This is a genomic window from Psychromonas sp. B3M02, from assembly GCF_003318165.1.
In the GTDB taxonomy this organism is placed as follows: domain Bacteria; phylum Pseudomonadota; class Gammaproteobacteria; order Enterobacterales; family Psychromonadaceae; genus Psychromonas.
Map to the genome: position 1 here is coordinate 63,366 of NZ_QOCB01000039.1, position 18,497 is coordinate 81,862.

The 18,497-nt window shown below is 40.1% G+C and carries 14 protein-coding genes; 2 read left to right on the forward strand and 12 right to left on the reverse strand.

The window, feature by feature from the left end; genetic code table 11:
• Window positions 1-14: 14 nt before the first annotated feature.
• Window positions 15-419: a hypothetical protein gene (locus DS885_RS05575; RefSeq protein WP_113818414.1), complete on the reverse strand. Its 405-nt coding sequence runs from the start codon at window positions 417-419 to the stop codon at window positions 15-17.
• 354 nt (window positions 420-773) lie between these two features.
• Here DS885_RS05575 and DS885_RS05580 point away from each other — a divergent pair, with 354 nt between their 5' ends.
• A complete protein-coding gene (locus tag DS885_RS05580; RefSeq protein WP_113818415.1) occupies window positions 774-1,622 on the forward strand; it encodes a class I SAM-dependent methyltransferase in 849 nt (282 codons plus the stop codon).
• Between the two features lie 766 nt (window positions 1,623-2,388).
• Here the strand turns inward: DS885_RS05580 and DS885_RS05585 are convergent.
• From DS885_RS05585 to nirB, 5 genes are all read right to left on the reverse strand, one after another.
• Window positions 2,389-2,907, reverse strand: a complete 519-nt coding sequence (locus tag DS885_RS05585) for a transposase (protein ID WP_113818416.1) — start codon at window positions 2,905-2,907, stop codon at window positions 2,389-2,391.
• A 620-nt stretch (window positions 2,908-3,527) separates the two neighbouring features.
• Entirely contained in the window at window positions 3,528-5,285 is a 1,758-nt protein-coding gene (locus DS885_RS05590; RefSeq protein WP_113818417.1) for a bifunctional protein-serine/threonine kinase/phosphatase, read from the reverse strand.
• A gap of 18 nt (window positions 5,286-5,303) precedes the next feature.
• Window positions 5,304-6,776, reverse strand: a complete 1,473-nt coding sequence (locus tag DS885_RS05595; RefSeq protein WP_113818418.1) for a NarK family nitrate/nitrite MFS transporter — start codon at window positions 6,774-6,776, stop codon at window positions 5,304-5,306.
• 144 nt (window positions 6,777-6,920) lie between these two features.
• Window positions 6,921-7,265 (reverse strand): nitrite reductase small subunit NirD, encoded by a 345-nt coding sequence (nirD, locus tag DS885_RS05600; protein WP_113818419.1) that lies wholly within the window; start codon window positions 7,263-7,265, stop codon window positions 6,921-6,923.
• Window positions 7,266-7,278: 13 nt separating this feature from the next.
• Window positions 7,279-9,804, reverse strand: coding sequence for a nitrite reductase large subunit NirB (gene nirB / locus DS885_RS05605; RefSeq protein ID WP_113818420.1), 2,526 nt, complete (start codon window positions 9,802-9,804; stop codon window positions 7,279-7,281).
• A gap of 509 nt (window positions 9,805-10,313) precedes the next feature.
• Here nirB and DS885_RS05610 point away from each other — a divergent pair.
• Window positions 10,314-13,040, forward strand: a complete 2,727-nt coding sequence (locus tag DS885_RS05610) for a nitrate reductase (protein ID WP_113818421.1) — start codon at window positions 10,314-10,316, stop codon at window positions 13,038-13,040.
• Between the two features lie 645 nt (window positions 13,041-13,685).
• On the opposite strand, the gene DS885_RS05615 is transcribed toward DS885_RS05610, so the two are convergent.
• From DS885_RS05615 to DS885_RS05640, 6 genes are read right to left on the reverse strand one after another with little or no spacing between them, the layout of a single operon-like run.
• The gene (locus DS885_RS05615) at window positions 13,686-14,612 is read right to left on the reverse strand and encodes a biotin-dependent carboxyltransferase family protein (RefSeq protein ID WP_113818422.1); all 927 of its coding nucleotides are present in this window, start codon (window positions 14,610-14,612) and stop codon (window positions 13,686-13,688) included.
• A 21-nt stretch (window positions 14,613-14,633) separates the two neighbouring features.
• Window positions 14,634-15,317, reverse strand: a complete 684-nt coding sequence (gene pxpB, locus DS885_RS05620; RefSeq protein WP_113818423.1) for a 5-oxoprolinase subunit PxpB — start codon at window positions 15,315-15,317, stop codon at window positions 14,634-14,636.
• Window positions 15,314-16,072 (reverse strand): 5-oxoprolinase subunit PxpA, encoded by a 759-nt coding sequence (locus DS885_RS05625; protein ID WP_113818424.1) that lies wholly within the window; start codon window positions 16,070-16,072, stop codon window positions 15,314-15,316. Before DS885_RS05625 ends, pxpB begins: the two co-directional genes overlap by 4 nt.
• A 20-nt stretch (window positions 16,073-16,092) precedes the next feature.
• On the reverse strand, window positions 16,093-16,608 hold the full coding sequence (locus tag DS885_RS05630; protein WP_113818425.1) for a winged helix DNA-binding protein: 516 nt from the start codon (window positions 16,606-16,608) through the stop codon (window positions 16,093-16,095).
• A 3-nt stretch (window positions 16,609-16,611) separates the two neighbouring features.
• Window positions 16,612-17,916 carry a TRAP transporter large permease gene (locus tag DS885_RS05635; protein WP_113818426.1) on the reverse strand — a complete coding sequence of 435 codons (1,305 nt, stop codon included), beginning with the start codon at window positions 17,914-17,916 and terminating at the stop codon, window positions 16,612-16,614.
• On the reverse strand, window positions 17,913-18,470 hold the full coding sequence (locus DS885_RS05640; RefSeq protein WP_113818427.1) for a TRAP transporter small permease: 558 nt from the start codon (window positions 18,468-18,470) through the stop codon (window positions 17,913-17,915). Before DS885_RS05640 ends, DS885_RS05635 begins: the two co-directional genes overlap by 4 nt.
• Window positions 18,471-18,497 lie beyond the last annotated feature (27 nt).

An 18,497-nucleotide genomic window follows, 5' to 3' on the forward strand; every position in this document is an offset into this window, starting at 1 on the left:
AATAAGTGTTCATGCTATAAGTCGATATTATTATCTGCTTCGGTAATAGCGTGCTCTAAAAACCAAGATTTTGTGAGTGTGTCACTCTCTTTATAAGGAATTTCACAGGCAATTCTGGTTTTTGATGCTTGGTTTGATTCATTAAATACCATCTGGCGACATGAGTGCCCTAAAGCAGAGACATAAGTGGGAGCGATGGTGATTTTATATTGTTTGTAAGTCAGCGCTCTTGCTGCTGGATTACTTAGTGCAGAGGCAAAAGTAGGCGGTAGTTGTTTTTTGTTTGGTTTTACATCATTAGCGGTTACTAACGGTATTGTTGCATAAACTTCTCGAGGTTTACTGGTACAAGCAGCTAGGGTTAAGAGCAGAGGGAACAGTAAAAATCGACTGCGTTGTAAAGGTAAAAAATTAATCATAACACCTACTTAAGGCTAATCTAAGAAAGAAATTTTTGACAAAAAAAAGACTGACAATAACAAAATCAAACTTTTAGAGCAATCTATAAGCCATTAATTTACACATCAAATTTTTCATAATCAAATCCATATCAAGCTACTTTATAACAAAAGTAACATTTATGCTCGTCTATTATAGGTATTAATGTTTGTTAATACCTACTTCGCCTGTAGCACCAATTAAGTTAAACTCTGTGACAGCCTGACGCCAATACTATAAAATCGTCTCTATTATATTTACACGTTTGTTGAGATAATTTGAACAAACGCACTATTACTTGTAGTTTTCATTCACTTTCAAAAAGCTAACTTCCTATGATAAAACGCACTTTTACTTCCCCTTGGCCTGACTATGAATTAATCGATGCTGGTAATAGCCAAAAACTCGAACGCTGGGGAGATGTTTATACTATCCGCCCAGAGATGAATGCTTATTTTGAACCAGTTTTATCTAAAAAAGAGTGGCTAAAAAAAGCACACTTCGAATTTATTGAAAGCAGTAGCAGTGCCGGTGAGTGGAAACCACTTCAAGGTAACTTGGAGCATGACTGGCAGATTAAGTTCAATAACATCACTATTAATTTACACCTGACTAAGTTTAAACATGTTGGACTGTTTCCTGAGCAACGCGTTAATTGGGATTTTATTGCTGAAAATTTAAAAACTGGCGATCGTTTTTTGAATTTATTTGCTTATACGGGTGTGGCCTCTTTAGTGGCAAGAGATCAAGGCGCAGAAGTGTTGCATTGTGACTCGGTAAAGCAAATCATTAAATGGGGCAAAGAAAACATGGAGTCATCAGGGTTAACTGATGTGCACTGGGTGTTGGAAGATGCGCTTAAATTTGCTCAACGTGAGATTAAACGCGGTAAAAAATATCAAGGACTGGTGATGGATCCCCCCGCTTTTGGTATTGGTGCGAAAAAAGAGCGTTGGAAAATCGAAAATAAATTCCCCGAACTCATTGAAGCCGCTTTAGCCTTACGAGCAAAAGGCGGTTTTATCGTTGCCAATACCTACTCCCCGCGTTTAAACGCCGAACGTATTCATCAAATCACTAGTGAACTATGTACCAATGAAAAAGTACAAGTCACCACACTTAGTGTAAAAAGCCAAACCGGAAAGATTTTAGACTACGGATTAAGAACAATTATTACTGGGTAGGGTTTTAGTTTCTAAGGGTCGAAACATCTTTTGACCTTAGAGCCTGCCTTTAGGCTGCTTGTTTTGTGTTTTATCGTTATCAATGAAAGTTACGAAATATCTTTAGGGACGCTGGGCGAATTAGCCGGCAGGCTAGATCAATGAGCGGAAGAGCTCTGCGATTCCTTTTTTTAGCCTGCTTCTTTTGATTTTTGTGTTTTTATGTTTTGAATTGATTGTTGGTTCGCTTCGCTCATCCTAGCTAATACCCGTATGCGATAACTCGCATACTGGCAGGCTAAAGCCAGCGCCCCTAATATCAAGCTTTGCCTGATAGCTAGCGCTCTGTTACGCGCTGTGGAATTGAATTCTAATGCGACGTAATTAACGAATAACATCGTAAGTTACGAAACATCTTTCAGGGGCGCTGGGCGAATTAGGCCATAGCCTAGTGTTATGAGCGGAAGAGCTCTGCGATTCCTTTTTTCAGCCTCCTTCTTTTGATTTTTGTGTTTTTATGTTTTGAATTGCTTTTTGATTCGCTTCGCTCATCCTAGTTAATACTCGTATGCGATGGCTCGCATACGGGCAGGCTGAAGCATGCGCCCCTAATATCAAGCTTCGCTTGATAGCTGTCGCTCTGTTATGAGACGAGTGAAGGTGTTGAATTGTGATGTTGATCTAACGTATTTACGAAACATCTTTTAAGGGGCGCTGGCTTCAGCCTGCTTCTTTTGATTTTTACTTTCTGAAGTTATGGCAATACGATTTATTCTTTAATTTCCTACTACTCATATATTCCATAGAAACGCTTTGATGCATCTGCTAGCTCAGCTTTGTATGCGTTGTTTTTGATGTACTCATAAGTGATTCTGAATTGCTCTTCGGACCTGACTATTTTATCGTAATAACTTTTATCCCACAGCACACCGCTCCTCCCTAGATGTCGATTTATTAGTAATGAACTAGCGCCTTTGATGTGTTGCATTATTTTAGTTAGAGGAACTAGTTGTTCAAACATAATATGTACGTGGTTGGGCATTATTGATACTGCTACCAGGTTATAAAGTGAATTGTTTTTTGATAATAGATATTGCATCAGCAATTCAATAACTTCTGTATTTAGTATTGCGCCTTCTTTTGAAAGGTCTAATACTTTATCCATTTCGAATTGTTGTTTAGCTGCACTATTTGCTTTATCTGCATGATTGTTTTGTAGATAATAACGGATGCTTTCTTGTGTTCTGAATGTAACAAACTGAATCGCATTGGGATGGTCGATGTGAAACAGGCTTTTAATATGCATGCGTTCCCCCTTTTAATCGCCACATAAAAATAGTTTAGGTTAGTTTTAGGGATTTGGACTATTGGGCTGAACACTTATTTACGGTTATTGGTTCGCTTCGCTCATCCTAGCTAATTCCCGTATGCGATAACTCGCATACGGGCAGGCTGAAGACCTGCGCCCCGATTATCAAGCTTCGCTTGTTGGTTCGCTTCGCTCATCCTAGTTAATACTCGTATGCGATGACTCGCATACTGGCAGGCTGAAGCATGCGCCCCTTAAATTAGACTTTGTCTAATTGCTGTTGCTCCTTTTTTTGTGTTTTTTTGTGGATCATGAGAAGCATGTTTTGAGTTTTATCGATATCAATGAAGGTTACGATACATCTTTAAGGGGCGCTGGCTTCAGCCTGCTTCTTTTGATTTTGTATTTTGACTGTGTTGTTTTAGTTGTTCACGGTTCGCTTCGCTCATTCTAGTTAATACTCCTATGCGATGCCTCGCATACGGGCAGGCTGAAGCATGCGCCCCTAATATCAAGCTACGCTTGATAGCTATCGCGAGTTAATAGTAATGAGTAATGTTAATAACGCTGCTTTTCTGTCTGCGTTCGAAGCAACAACATATATGTAATCCCTACACTCAGAAGTTATCTCTTAGCATGATGAAGAGTTGTGATGCGCTGATGCCCATGAAGATGAAGGCGAGCCATTGCCAGAATTTTACTGGGTCTCTTTCTAGGAGTGATTTTTTTGGGGCTTTTGCGATCTGTCTTTGTTGCACTTTGGTGAGGTCACCGATGAATTCGCTCATGCTACTGTAGCGTTGGTTAGGCTTTGGATTAAGGGCTTTTTGTAAGACTTTATCTAGGCGTGATGAGATTTCCGGGCGTAATGGTTGAATAGATACATATTCCCAGGTGTATTGTCTTGCTCGGTCTAATGATTGTGCTTGGTTGCTGGGATAAGGCAATTGCCCTGATAGCATTTCGTAGGCGATCACGGCAATCGAGAATAGATCTGACAGCGCACTACTTTCACCGTTGTTTAAGTATTCTGGTGCAATGTAATCCACTGCGCCTAGTGGCTCTTCTTGTTGCTCTTTGACTATCTCTTCAAAACCATTTACACGCACGGTTCCGAAATCTAATATCTTTATGTTTCCGTCTGACGTAAGCATGATGTTTTCTGGTTTTAAATCTCTATGTACCATGCCCGCACGTTGTAATACGCGAACGGCATTAACCACTTTGTTAATGATCGTATTCACTTGCTGTAGTTCAGGATGAGGGTTATCTAGCATCCATTGTCGTAGCGAGACCCCTTCTACATATTCACAGATGTGATATAAAAATACTGAGTTTTTAATATTATTGGCTATCGACATTATGCTTGGGTTATCTATCGACTGCCCTACCCACTGCTCTTTGTAAAAACCAAGTAGGTAATTTAAATCTTCTTCAAAATTAAGCGATGGCATTTTTAATACCACTTTGTTTTGATTACTTTTATCAGTCGCTAAATAAACATGACTTCTTGCGCCTTCGTGCAACACTTTATCAATTCTAAAGCAATCTATCTCGTTGCCTACTTGCAATGCAGGTGGGATAACTAACGTACTCAGGTGAGTAAATAACTCAGAGAGATCCGCATTAGGTAATGTGGTGATTTTGACGATTAAACAACTGATATTATCGCTACTGCCCTGCGCTAAAGCTTGGTCACAAATATCTTTCGCAACTTGTTCGTAGTCTTTGGTGGTGGCTCCCTCTGACAATCGACTTAAGTTTGCAGCTATTACCTCTTTCTCAAGATAATCATGTACACCATCGCTGCTTAGCATAAATAGGTCATCTACTTGCAACGAGACAGCTTGATAATCAATATCTAGATGACAATCCATGCCTAATGCACGGGTTAATACTGAATTTTTAGCATGAGTTCTTCGGCTGTGGTCATGAGACAGTTGTGTTAATGCTTGTTCACGATAACGATAGATACGGCTATCGCCAATATGAATAAGGTGTGCTGTGGTTGATTTAAATATCACACTACTAAAAGTGGTGATCAGGCCGTTATGTCTTAGGTCATTTTGATTATGTTGATATAACCAAGTATTGAGGGAGTTTAAGACTTTACTGGCAGATTGTTTGACGTCCCAACTGTTGTTGGTGCTGTAATAGTCTGCAATGAATTGCGTGACGCTAGTATGGCTGGCTTGTTGCCCGTTATCACTGCAGCTCACGCCGTCAGCAACACAGGCAACAATACCTTTAATACGTTTTTCTGAATCTGAATAAGGGTCCTTTAGCGCAAAAGCATCTTGGTTAACTTCTCGATTACCCGCTGTGGAGTAACCACCCATTGATACTGTTAGCTTAGCTTTAGGACGCTTATCCATGTTCTGTATTACCTTCTATTAATGGCTACTCACATCTATCATAGTAACACTACCATCTTCATTTACTTCGGCAATTTTACCTTTAGGTTCTGCCATGAATAATAGCGTGATTAAACCAATAAAGGCAGTACAAGCAATCACATAGAAGAATGTTTGGTAACTTACAAAAGATAATACTGTTAAGTAAACAACCGCCCCCACGTTACCATACGCACCAGTCATACCTGCAATTTGGCCAGTCATACGACGTTTGATTAATGGTACTGTTGCAAATACTGCACCTTCACCTGCTTGCACGAAGAAAGAACATAACATTGCTGCTGCAACGGCAATCCATAGTGTCCAGCTAGATTCAATTTGTGCCATTAGTAAGTAACCTAATGCTAAACCTGCTGTTAAGATAATTAACGTTGATTTACGACCAAACTTATCAGACAACCAACCGCCACCTGGGCGAGAAGCTAGATTCATAAAGGCATAAGCTGAGGCAACCATACCCGCAATAACCGGTGTTAATTCAAAGGTTTCTAGGAAGAATAACGGTAACATTGAAACCACAGCTAATTCAGAACCAAACGTTGCAAAGTAAAGAATATTTAATACCGCTACTTGCTTGAATTTGTACTGGTGAATTTCAGGTACTGGTGTAGTGAAAATTGATTTATTAACTTTCCATACCTGTGACCATTCATATAGGTACAAAGCAAATAGGAATGCGTAAATCACATAACAGATTGTGTTAGAGATCATACCTACGTTGTCTGGTGATAATTTCCAAGCTAATAGGGCAAGTGCCGCATACATTGGTACTTTCATGATCAGTAATAAGAAGAAATCACCTTTTGAAGTCACTTCCATTGCAGTTAGATTTTTAGGTTTAAAGTAAGTTGAGCCTTTTGGTGTATCGGTAATGTTTGTGTAAAAGATAAAACCAAATACTAAGCTTAGTAGACCCGTTACTACCATTGCATAACGCCAGCCGTCATCACCGCCAAACATTAATGCAACAGTTGGTAGGGTGAATGCTGCAGCAGCACTACCAAAGTTACCCCAACCGCCGTAAATACCTTCGGCTGTACCGAGCTCATTATGTGGGAACCATTCAGATACCAAACGAATACCGATAACAAAACCAGCACCAATGAAACCTAGAGCAAAACGTGAAATCGCCGCTTGCATAAAGTTATCTGAAAAAGCGAAAGTGAAACAAGGGATTGAACATAAAACTAATAACGCAGAGTAAACTAATCGTGGACCATATTTATCTGTTAGCGAGCCGATAATGACACGAGCAGGAATGGTGATCGCAACATTTAAGATTAATAGGGTTTTAATTTCTTCTGTGGTTAAGCCTAGGGTTTCTTTTACTGATTGTAATAATGGCGCAAAGTTAAACCACACAGCAAAAGTAATAAAAAATGCCATCCAGCTTAAGTGTAATGTTTTCATTTTTCCTTGGAAGGAAAATATATTAAATGAACTGTTACTCATAGATATCCTGTCTAATTATTGAGAATTCATACCAAGCATGCTTGTTAATAATTTAAAGCTCGGCATAACAAACAAGTTACTTTAAGAGAGACTGAGTCTCTCATTAAAATAACTTGTTAGGTGTAGGCTGATGTAATGATCTGATTAAGACGCTTCTTTTAGCTGAACTTGATCATTCTCGATACGTACGTTGTAGGTTTTTAATTTATGATCAGGTGAATCTAAACACTCACCAGTTGATAAATTAAAACGCTGTTTGTACAGAGGAGAGGCAACATAGATAATATCTTGCGTTGAACCAATTAAACCACGTGATAACACATTGGCACCGCCAAATGGGTCGTAATTAGCAACGGCATAGACGTTATTCGTTTGTTTACATAAGAAGATAGCCACTTGCTGCTCGTTATATAAAGCACAAATACCTGCGTTAGGTGTTAAATCATTTGCTGCGCAGATATTTGTCCATGTTGTGTTTGATGTTTCCATTTTCTTATCCCTATTAAACTAATTCTGTAACTTCAATTTCTTTCTCTAGCGGGAAACGTTGCCCCCTAACAATTTTATAAACTAGACCAGAATCTTGTTCCTGACTGTTAATAAAGTGTTTGAAACGTTTCAGTTTTTCAGGACTTTCAATGGTAGTTTTCCATTCACATTGGTAATGCGCAATGTTGTTTTGCATCTCTGCTTCTAGCTCTGCATTGATGTTAAGCGAGTCATCAACCACTACTTTACGTAAGTATTCGATACCGCCTTCTAAGTTTTCTAACCACACTGATGTACGTTGTAAACGATCAGCGGTGCGAATGTAGAACATATAGATTCGGTCAATGTAAGTACGTACTTGCTCATCGGTTAAATCAGATGCAAATAGGTCTCCATGACGAGGACGCATACCACCATTACCACCGAAGTATAAGTTCCAGCCACCATCAGTTGCGATCAAGCCAAAGTCTTTACCCTGTGCTTCAGCACATTCACGGGTACAACCCGACACACCGAACTTCACTTTATGTGGTGAGCGTAAACCTTTGTAGCGATTCTCTAGCTCTATCGCAAAACCAATACTGTTTTTCACTCCGTAGCGACACCAAGTATCACCCACACAAGATTTAACAGTACGTAACGATTTTCCGTAGGCATGACCAGTTTCAAAACCCGCGTCCACTAGTTTTTTCCAAATCGTCGGCAGTTGATGTAACTGTGCACCAAAAAGATCCACACGAGCGCCGCCCGTTACTTTGGTATAAAGGTTAAATTCATTCGCTATTTGACCGATAGCAATCAAACCATCTGGTGTCACTTCACCGCCTGGCATACGTGGAACTACTGAGTAAGTGCCATCTTTTTGCATGTTACCAAGGTAGTTATCATTGGTATCTTGTAAACCAACGTGTTCGTCTTCTAATACGTAATCATTCCAGTAAGAAGCAAGGATACTTGCCACGGCTGGTTTACAAATTTCACAACCGATACCTGAACCACATTCCGCTAATAGAGCAGAAAACGTTTTGATGCGTTTAACACGAATGATGTCGGCTAATTCTTGACGTGAGTATGCAAAATGTTCACAGATATCTTTGTTTACTTCAAAACCTAGACTGGCTAATTCGCTGTCTAACACTTGTTTCGCTAATGCTGAACAACCACCACAACCTGTCGCGGCTTTTGTCGACTCTTTTAGGTCACCCATGCTACAACAACCAGCTGCAACGGCTTCTTTGATATCACCTTTTGATACATCAAAACATGAACAAATTGCAGCGGTATCAGGTAACGCATCGACGCCCATTCCAGCAGCTTCTTCACCACCAGCAGCAGGTAGAATTAAGACACTTGGATTAGCCGGTAAATCCATATCGTTTAATTTTAGTTGCAGTAAAGTACCGTAAGCTTCTACATCGCCCACTAATACTGCACCAACCATTTTCTTACCATCAGCTGATACGATTAAACGTTTATAAACTTGTTCGATTTCATCATGGTAAGTATAAGATTGCGCGCCAGGTGTTTGACCGTGTACTTCACCAATACTCGCTACGTCTACACCTAACAGTTTTAACTTGGTACTCATGTCTGCACCAGTAAACTCGGTTTCTTTGTCACCTTGCATATGTGCTGCAGCGACTTTTGCCATTTGGTAACCCGGAGCAACTAGACCGAAGATAAAGTTTTCCCACAGGGCACATTCACCAATGGCATACACGTCATCAATATTAGTTTGACAGTGATTGTTGATTACAATTCCGCCACGCTCACCAATGGCAATACCACAGCTACGCGCTAGTTCATCTTGAGGGCGAATACCCGCAGAGAAGATGATCATATCGGTCTCTAAGAATGAGCCATCCGCAAAGTTCATGCGGTAACGACATTGCTCACCCGCGACTATTTCAGTGGTTGCTTTCTGTGTATGTACTTGTACGCCTAATTCTTCAATTTTGCGTTTTAATAATGCACCACCGCCGTCGTCTAGCTGAACAGCCATTAAGCGTGGAGCAAATTCTACAATGTGTGTTTCTACACCCAGATTAACCAGTGCATTACCAGCCTCTAGGCCTAATAAACCACCACCGATCACCACACCAACTTTACTGGTTTTACCTGATTCAGTGATATTTTCTAGGTCATCAATAGTACGATAAACATGACAATGTTCTTGGTCATTACCTGGGATTGGAGGAACAAAAGGGAAAGAGCCAGTTGCCAATACTAATTTATCGTAGCTTTCTACGCGGCCGCTTGCAGTGATAACGTTTTTGTTTGGGAAATCTAAATCTACGACTTTGTCATTTAAAACAAACTTAATACCATTTTCTTCGTAATACGCAGCATCTGTTAATGCGAGGTCATCAGCTGTTTTACCTGAAAAGAAGTAACTTAATTGTACGCGGTCGTATGCTAGGCGGGATTCTTCAGAAAAAGTGATCACCTCAAAATTGTGGTTATCACTACCAATAATGGTATCGATAAACTTATGTCCCACCATGCCGTTACCGACGACAATAACACGTTGCTTGCTCATAGCTTTTTACATCCTTTTAACATTATATTGTTACTTTCGCTTATTTGCCCGGATAAGCGGCTTAATAATTACGTTGCAAAGAAAACGCCAAAAAATAAATAAAAAACAATAAAAATAATAACTTATATTATTCAACACCTTAGCAATGACCACTTGGACAAGACCTTAATCAAGGTGTATGCCTTACCACCATTTTGTTAAAAAAATGTGAAGTTCTAGTGCGCAAGGCACCAAGATGGTGCGATATTTCTTTTGTTATTAATTCATTTAATTTTTTCTTCTTTATATAGCTGTTTTAAGTTGAACTTTAGCCATTGATTTTAAAGAACATTTAAGATTATTTTTTAGTATGTAGAAAAAGCACCACTAATTGGTCTGCTCTTTGCTGTAAAAGTACTGTAACTATTTAAATAGATATCAACCGGACATTCATAACAGTTAGATTATTGTGTGTATTCCCTATCATCTAGCATTGGTGATAGCGCTAATTGTTATCAAAGAGAGACAAAATGACTCAAAGTAAAGATTTATGGACTAAATCAACCTGTGCTTATTGTGGAGTAGGCTGTGGTATTGAAGCGCAATTACAAGCCTCTGGAGAATTAACAATACGTGGTGATAAATCCCACCCAGCCAATTATGGTGACCTATGTTCAAAAGGATTAGCACTAGGTGAAACCGTTACCCACGAAGGACGTTTACTGCACCCTTCCATTGACGGAACGGAAACAGATTGGCCAACTTCCCTGCAACATGTTGCAGAACAATTCTCACAAACCATTGCTGAACATGGTCCTGACTCCGTGGCTTTTTATGTATCAGGACAGCTATTAACCGAAGATTATTACGTCGCAAATAAATTAATGAAGGGCTTTATCGGTAGCGGTAATATTGATACTAACTCGCGCTTATGTATGTCCTCCACCGTAGCTGGGCACAAGCGCGGTTTTGGTAGTGATACAGTTCCAGGCTGTTATGAAGACCTTGATACTGCTGAACTAGTAGTGATCACGGGATCTAACTTAGCGTGGTGTCACCCAGTGTTATTTCAACGTTTGAAAAAACAGAAAGCTCAGCGTGATAATCTATTTATTGTGGTGATTGACCCTCGTGAAACAGATACTTGTTCCATTGCCGATTTACATTTACCCATTCGACCAGAAACCGATGTGGCGCTATTTAACGGTTTACTCTCTTACCTTGTTACCCATAATAAAATCGATAAAGCCTATATCGACAATCACAGTGAAGGATTTGAAGCCGCATTAAGTAGTGCTCAACAAGATGCACAATGCATTCAAGCATTAGCTGAAACGTTAGCAGTGAATGAACAGCATATTTCTCAGTTTTTTGAACAGTTTGCAAACACAGAAAAAGCGATCACTATTTTTTCTCAAGGTGTTAACCAATCCACACAAGGCAGTAACAAGGTAAACAGTATTATTAATTGCCATATCGCCACTGGCCGTATAGGCAAACCTGGTATGGGCCCATTCTCTGTAACTGGACAACCCAATGCCATGGGTGGCCGCGAAGTTGGTGGCTTATCTAATACGCTAGCAGCGCATATGGAGTTTGGTGATGATCATGCTAATCACTTGATTAGCGATTTTTGGAGAACGAATACTTTAGCCACTAAACCTGGCTTAAAAGCCGTGGATCTATTTGACCAGATGCATCAAGGCAAAATTAAAGCGGTTTGGATCATGGCGACTAATCCAGTCGTCAGCATCCCTAATAGCAATAAAGTCAGAGAAGCCCTAGAGAAATGTCCCTTTGTAGTGGTGTCTGACTGCATTGCAGAGACAGCAACCACTGAATATGCAGATGTGCTTTTACCTGCGCAAGGTTGGAGTGAAAAATCAGGCACAGTGACTAACTCTGAACGCCGTATTTCAAGGCAAAGGCGTTTACTCTCTAGTCCAGGTGTTGCTAAGCCTGACTGGTGGATCATGAGTGAAGTGGCAAAACGTATGGGATTTGAAGAGGCTTTTAACTTTTTGCATGAAGGCGAAGTGTTTGCTGAATTTGCCAAGATGACCACCTTAGATAATGAAGATGGACGTAACCGAGATTTAAACTTGATTGGGTTAACGCAACTTGATGCTAAAGGTTATAGTCAGTTAACCCCACAACAATGGCCAGTGACTGAGTTGCAAACAGAGATTATTCAACAGCGTTTATTTGCCGATAAACAATTCTTCACTGCCTCTAAAAAAGCGCAGTTTGTTTCTGTTTCATCGAGTATCAAGGCGAAGGTCTCTGAAAAATCATTAATTAAATACCCTCTGATTGTAAACAGCGGACGTATTCGTGACCAATGGCATACTATGACCAGAACTGGTTTATCGAGCCGTTTAGCCGCGCATATTACTGAGCCTTTTGTCGCGATTCATCCTGATGATGCCTCACCATTAGCGATTGAAGATAATAACTTAGTTGCCATCAATAGCCCGCAGGGAGCTATGCTAGTCAGAGCCTTAATTACTAAGCAACAAAATGTTGGGCAGATATTCACACCAATTCACTGGAACAGACAAACAGCTAAAACTGCTAATGTATGTAACTTAGTCAATGATGATACTGACCCTGTTTCTGGTCAACCTGCTTTAAAATCAACACAGGCTAATATCAAGAAATGGCAATATCAGAGTGAAGCTATGTTGTTAACGCGTACTCAACTTGATTTTGACGAGTTTGATTATTGGGTGAAACAGAAAGTTGAACAGGGTTATTTATACCGCATTGCCGATGAGCGTTTACCTTCTGAACTAGCTGCCTCGCTTGAAGCTCTGTTAAGTAATGAGTCAGGTAAAACCTTGCAGTTTGCTAGCACAGATAGCACGCAACAGATGTTATATCGCTATGCATTTATTCAGGAAAATCAACTAAATAATGCTTACATAGCGTCGGATAAGCTCACCAATCACTCCTTAGATTGGTTACAGAGTGTATTAGATATGCCTTTAGATGGCAGTATCGAACAGACACTTATTTCAGGTGTGGTAGAAGGTAAACTTGCTCAAGGTAAGATCATCTGTGCCTGTAAACAAGTGGGCATCAATACGATTACCAACGCCATTATCGAAGACGGTTGTTCAACCATCGATAGCATTAAAGAATGTACCAGCGCCGGTACAGGTTGCGGCAGCTGTTTACCAGAAGTGCAAAGCATCTTAGACGAGAAACAAGAAACCGTCATACAACGCATTCAAATCGAAGAGTTTGTAGCTTAAGGTTATGGTTAGCTTAATCGCTGACGCTATTCATCACCATTGAGTAAATGGTATACAGTAAAATATAACGTAGCTTTATCTATCGAAGCTACGTTATATTTTGACTTTGCTATAACGAATCACTTTTTTACCTTGTTATCACGAAGAATCTATCAAAGTTGCTAAACATCTTTTGACCTTGCTATCACGAAGAATCTATTAAAATTTCGAAACATCCTTTGACCTTGCTATCACGAAGAATCTATTAAAGTTACGAAACATCTTTTGACCTTGGGGCGCTGCCTTTAGGCTGCTTCTTTTGATTTTTGTGTTTTATGTTTTGAATTGCTTATTAGTTCGCTTCGCTCATCGAAACCAATACACAAATGCGATAACTCGCATACGGGCAGGCTAAAGCCAGCGCCCCGAGTATAAAGCTACGCTTGATAGCTGTCGCTCTGTTATGAGATGAGTGAAAGTGTTGAATTTTAATGTTGATGTAACGTATTTACGAAACATCTTTTGACCTTGGGGCGCTGGGCGAATTAGGCGACATCCTAGTGTTATGAGCGGAAGAGCTCTGCGATTCCTTTTTTCAGCCTGCTTCTTTTACCTTTTTACTTTTATCTTTTATCTTTTATCTTTTATCTTTTTACCTTACCCTTTTTACTCACCTTCAAAAAAGTACTGTTGTGTTTGTTGTAATTCTGCTTCGGCTTGGTATAGGTCTTGTTCGAAGAATTGAATCTTGGTGCCTGGTGTGGCTTGGCTTAGTAAGTTTAAGTCGCGTTGGCAGATGCAACCTATTTTTGGATAACCACCTATAGTTTGCCTATCACGCATTAATACGATTGGCTGACCATTGGCTGGGATTTGAATTGCACCTAACACGATCCCTTCTGAGATGAAGTTTTGTTGTTTAACTTCTATCGCTTTGCCTTTTAGACGATAACCCATTCGATCCATTTCAGGCGTCACCGTATATAATTCATTAAACAATGTTCTTCTTGCGGCATGACTGAACTCGTGGAATTGATAAGTAGGTAAGACTCCTAATCGAATCATCTTGTTAAAATCAGGAATAAACTGGGTTGTCACTGTCCGTGTGTAATGACGTTTTACGCTTTGATACGGAATAACATCACCATCACTCAATTTATGGCCTTGCTGGTCTAAACCACCTAATTGGTCACGTACCACGCTGCTAGCACTGCCTAAAGTTTCAGATACTTGAAAACCACCAGCAACGGCAAGATAACTACGTAACCCTTTACTTGGATAACCTATTTCTAATAGATCACCCTTTTGTGCCTGCCATGAACGCCAAGGTGAAAGACTTATGCCATTGAGCTTCAATTCCACATCTGCACCGCACACACTGAAAGAGGTTTCTGCTTGAAAGTGGGCTTGGAAAGGCCCCATGGTTATCTCTATTTGTGCGGAATTAGCTGGGTTATCTAGTAATTTATTTGCCCAATGAAATGCATGGCTGTCCATCGGACCACCGGGCGTTACGCCAACATCTTGATGTCCATAACGACCAAGATCTTGTAACAAGCTCAACACTCCAGCTTGTTTGATATGTAATGTCATACTCTGTCCATTTTATTCACGTTACAGCTCGCCACCCATTGCCAAAAAAGTAGCGCGGTCAATGGCTTCAAAACGTACTTGTTCGCCTACCGAGAATTGACTTAAATTATCTTGAGAAAAGTCTAATAGGTTAACCGGAGTACGGCCAATCACTTGCCAGCCACCGGGTGAGGTTCGAGGGTAAACTGCCGTTTGTTGGTCTGCAATAGCGACACTACCTTTAGGCACTTTGGTTCTTGGGGTCATTTTACGCGGCATCTTAATTGATTCTGGTGTATTACCTAAATAAGCAAAACCTGGGGCAAAACCAATGGCAAATACTCGATAGCATTCGGAAGTATGTAACTTCACTACTTCAGAAAAAGATAAACCAGCATGTTCGCTGATCTGTGCATGGTCTAAGGCAACCTCTTCTCCGTAATAAACAGGTAATGTGATCTGTTTGGCAGCAGGGGTTTCAATATTATGTGCTTCTATTTGCTCAAGGACTTTCTTCACCTCCAAGACAAACCCTTGTAGCCCTGTTTTACGTAAATTACAGCTTAATAAAATCGAGGTATAGGAGGGCACGATATCTGACAACATTGTCGATAGTCCGTTTCGTAACAAGTGACAAGCATAAGCAATGCGATCCGCAGTTTCGATACTGACAGCATCTGAGAAATAGATGATCACACTGTTTTCATTAACCAAGTTAATTTTCATGAAACATTCTCAGCGCTTTCACTTACATTTTTAAGTCGTTGATATAATGCCTTTGCAACATCAACTGCAAGCGTCCCATCACCATGTATACATAATGTATCAGCTTTAATAGGCACTTCGACATTATCAATACTCAACACACTTTGTTGCTCCACTAGTTGCATTGCTTGGTCACAGATAGACTGTAAATCACTATGACAAGCGCCTGACTGACTTCTTGGAGTTAAACGACCATCCTGCTGATAAGTACGGTCAACAAAAGCTTCGAATAAAAGGCTAATGTTATGTTGTGCCGCTATCTCTTGGTAGCGTTGATAATCAGGAACCGCCATCGCCATAAACGGTAAGCTGTTATCGTATTTAGCTAACGCTTCCATTAATGCCATAAAAATAGCATCGGATTTCATCATCGCGTTATATAAAGCCCCATGTGGCTTGACATAACTCAGCTGAACACCTTCACTTTGGCAAATACCTTGTAATGCACCAAGTTGGTAAATAAACAAGGCTTGTAATTCAGGCAATGGCATTTCAATAAAGCGGCGACCAAAACCTTGTAAGTCGTTATACCCAGGATGCGCGCCAATTTTAACATTGTGTGCTTTAGCACAGCGAACCGTCTCTAACATCACACTGGGGTCAGAAGCATGCATTCCACAGGCAATATTCGCCATATCGATAAAAGGCATAATCGTTTGGTCTTGTCCTAACTCCCAGATACCAAAGCTTTCACCCATGTCACAATTTATAAGCATCATTTACTCCTTACCAACTATTAAAGAGAACTTGCCGATCTTGAAGCTTGCGCATAGACACCCGACAGCGTTCGCATGAGTTTTGCCACTTCACCTAATGAATCGTCAATAGAGAGATGTTCTAGTGCTTGAATAAGGCACTTCTCTCTCACCTCCGCATACTCTAAACAATATTTTTTACCTAACTCTGTCACGCTGTAGAAGGTTTCTTTACCGCGTTTTTCATGGGTCAACATGCCACTTTTTACTAACTTTCTCACCGAGTAAGAGACGTTATGTGTATCATCTATATTTAAAGTAAAAGCGACATCGGTGATACGTTTTGCTCGCTCTCGATGAAATATATTATGGATAACCAAGTTATCTAATGGGCTTAAATTGTGTTGTTCACAGGCATTACTACATGACTGCATCCAACGTTGGAAAGCATTGTTAACCATGGTTAAACCGTATTCGAACTCACTTAAGGCTTGGCCATTTTTACCCACTAAATGAGCGGACGATAAAATCGGTACATATTCTGGTTTTTTATTCATTTTTTATCCTCTCGACATCGAGTTTGGTAACCAAGTAACAATCTCAGGAAAGACTGTGACTATAAACACTGCGACAACTAATAATAGGAAGAAGGGTAAAGCCGCTTTAGCAACAAAGAAAATATTTCGCCCAGTTAAACTTTGAATAACAAACAGATTAAAGCCAACCGGTGGGGTAATTTGTGACATTTCCACCACTAATACGATATAAATACCAAACCACAGTGGGTCAATACCCGCTTCAATCACCATGGGTAAGACCACTGATGTGGTTAATACCACAACTGATATTCCATCCAAGAAGCAACCAAGAATAACGAACATAATGGTCATCAAAAATAACAGCATATAAGGAGAAAGATCTAATAACGCAATATTCTCAGCTAGCATTCTAGGCAAACCAATAAAGCCCATCGCCATGGTTAAGAAAGCAGCACCAGCAAGAATAAAGGTGATCATACAAGAGGTTTTAACTGCGCCCATTAAACTTTCAATAAAGCTGTTTAAGCTTAATGAACGACTACCAAGTGCGAGCACTAAAGAACCAAGTACACCAAAAGCCGCTGCTTCTGTTGGTGTTGTTAAACCAGCATAAATAGAACCAATGATGAAAATAATTAATGCACTAACAGGTATTAAACGCGTTAATGAACGTAGCTTTTGTGCCCATGAATAGTGTGTTGCTTGTTGTGTTTTATGACCCTTTCGACGCATAGCCCAAAACGCGGTATAGCCCATAAACATGATAACTAACATCAGACCAGGTAATGCGCCTGCCATAAATAAACGGCCAATGGAGACTTCTGCTGCAACACCATAAACAATTAAAATAATTGAAGGGGGTATTAATAGTCCTAAAGTTCCTGAGCCAGCTAGTGTTGCAATGGCCATTTTATCATCGTACCCCTGACGCTTTAATTCAGGTAGCGTCATTTTTCCGATAGTCGCTGCCGTTGCAGCCGATGAGCCAGATACAGCAGCAAAAATGCCACAGCTTAAGATATTTACATGCAATAATTGCCCTGGTACTCGGCTTAACCAGGGGGTTAAACCTTCAAAGAGATCTTTTGACAATCGTGTTCTGAACAGGATTTCCCCCATCCAAATAAATAATGGTAATGCCGCTAATGACCAATCAGAGACGGCACCCCACGTTGATGTACTATATAACAAACCAAAATTATCATTTCCTAACAGCATTAATCCTGCAAATGAAACAGCAATTAAAGTAAAGGCAATCCAAAAGCCACTGGCCAACAATGCAAATAAAACAGCTAATAATATGAATCCAATTGTTATCTCATTCATGACTTACTCTCCGCGGCTGATGATACATTAAGGTCGATAGGCGCACTTTCACTCAGCGCTTCTTCTTCAGATTTTGGAAGAGCTTGATCAAACAGTAAATGACAAATAGTTTGGTCAATAATGGCGACACTGAAAATAATCATGCCAATCGCTAAAGGTAATTGTACTAACCAGAGTGGCACGGCAATGTAACCAGAAGAAAGCTCATCGAAAATATAGGATTCATACACTAAGTAGATAAGTTGCCAGCATAGATACAAAATTAAGCCACAACCTAAAAATAAGATGACTCTTTCAATGAATTTATTAACGGCAGTTGGTAAGCGAGATGTAAATAGACTTACGCGAATATGCCCGCCTTCACGGAAGGTATAAGCTAGCCCTAAAAAAGTTGCCGCGGCTAATAAGAAACCTGCAAAATCATCGCTAGAAGGTGCTTCGATACCCAGCCAACGACCAATAACACGGGCCAAAATAATACAACAGATAGCAATAATACATATGCCCGATAATGCACCGGAACACAGATAAAGTTTATCTAAAAAGGAACGCATAGCGCTAACTCCTATGATCTTGATAAT

Excerpts from the sequence above, each read along its gene's own strand:
- DS885_RS05575 (WP_113818414.1), bottom strand. The coding sequence starts at position 419 with ATGATTAATTTTTTACCTTTACAACGCAGTCGATTTTTACTGTTCCCT.
- DS885_RS05580 (WP_113818415.1), top strand. The coding sequence starts at position 774 with ATGATAAAACGCACTTTTACTTCCCCTTGGCCTGACTATGAATTAATC.
- DS885_RS05585 (WP_113818416.1), bottom strand. The coding sequence starts at position 2,907 with ATGCATATTAAAAGCCTGTTTCACATCGACCATCCCAATGCGATTCAG.
- DS885_RS05590 (WP_113818417.1), bottom strand. The coding sequence starts at position 5,285 with ATGGATAAGCGTCCTAAAGCTAAGCTAACAGTATCAATGGGTGGTTAC.
- DS885_RS05595 (WP_113818418.1), bottom strand. The coding sequence starts at position 6,776 with ATGAGTAACAGTTCATTTAATATATTTTCCTTCCAAGGAAAAATGAAA.
- nirD (WP_113818419.1), bottom strand. The coding sequence starts at position 7,265 with ATGGAAACATCAAACACAACATGGACAAATATCTGCGCAGCAAATGAT.
- nirB (WP_113818420.1), bottom strand. The coding sequence starts at position 9,804 with ATGAGCAAGCAACGTGTTATTGTCGTCGGTAACGGCATGGTGGGACAT.
- DS885_RS05610 (WP_113818421.1), top strand. The coding sequence starts at position 10,314 with ATGACTCAAAGTAAAGATTTATGGACTAAATCAACCTGTGCTTATTGT.
- DS885_RS05615 (WP_113818422.1), bottom strand. The coding sequence starts at position 14,612 with ATGACATTACATATCAAACAAGCTGGAGTGTTGAGCTTGTTACAAGAT.
- pxpB (WP_113818423.1), bottom strand. The coding sequence starts at position 15,317 with ATGAAAATTAACTTGGTTAATGAAAACAGTGTGATCATCTATTTCTCA.
- DS885_RS05625 (WP_113818424.1), bottom strand. The coding sequence starts at position 16,072 with ATGCTTATAAATTGTGACATGGGTGAAAGCTTTGGTATCTGGGAGTTA.
- DS885_RS05630 (WP_113818425.1), bottom strand. The coding sequence starts at position 16,608 with ATGAATAAAAAACCAGAATATGTACCGATTTTATCGTCCGCTCATTTA.
- DS885_RS05635 (WP_113818426.1), bottom strand. The coding sequence starts at position 17,916 with ATGAATGAGATAACAATTGGATTCATATTATTAGCTGTTTTATTTGCA.
- DS885_RS05640 (WP_113818427.1), bottom strand. The coding sequence starts at position 18,470 with ATGCGTTCCTTTTTAGATAAACTTTATCTGTGTTCCGGTGCATTATCG.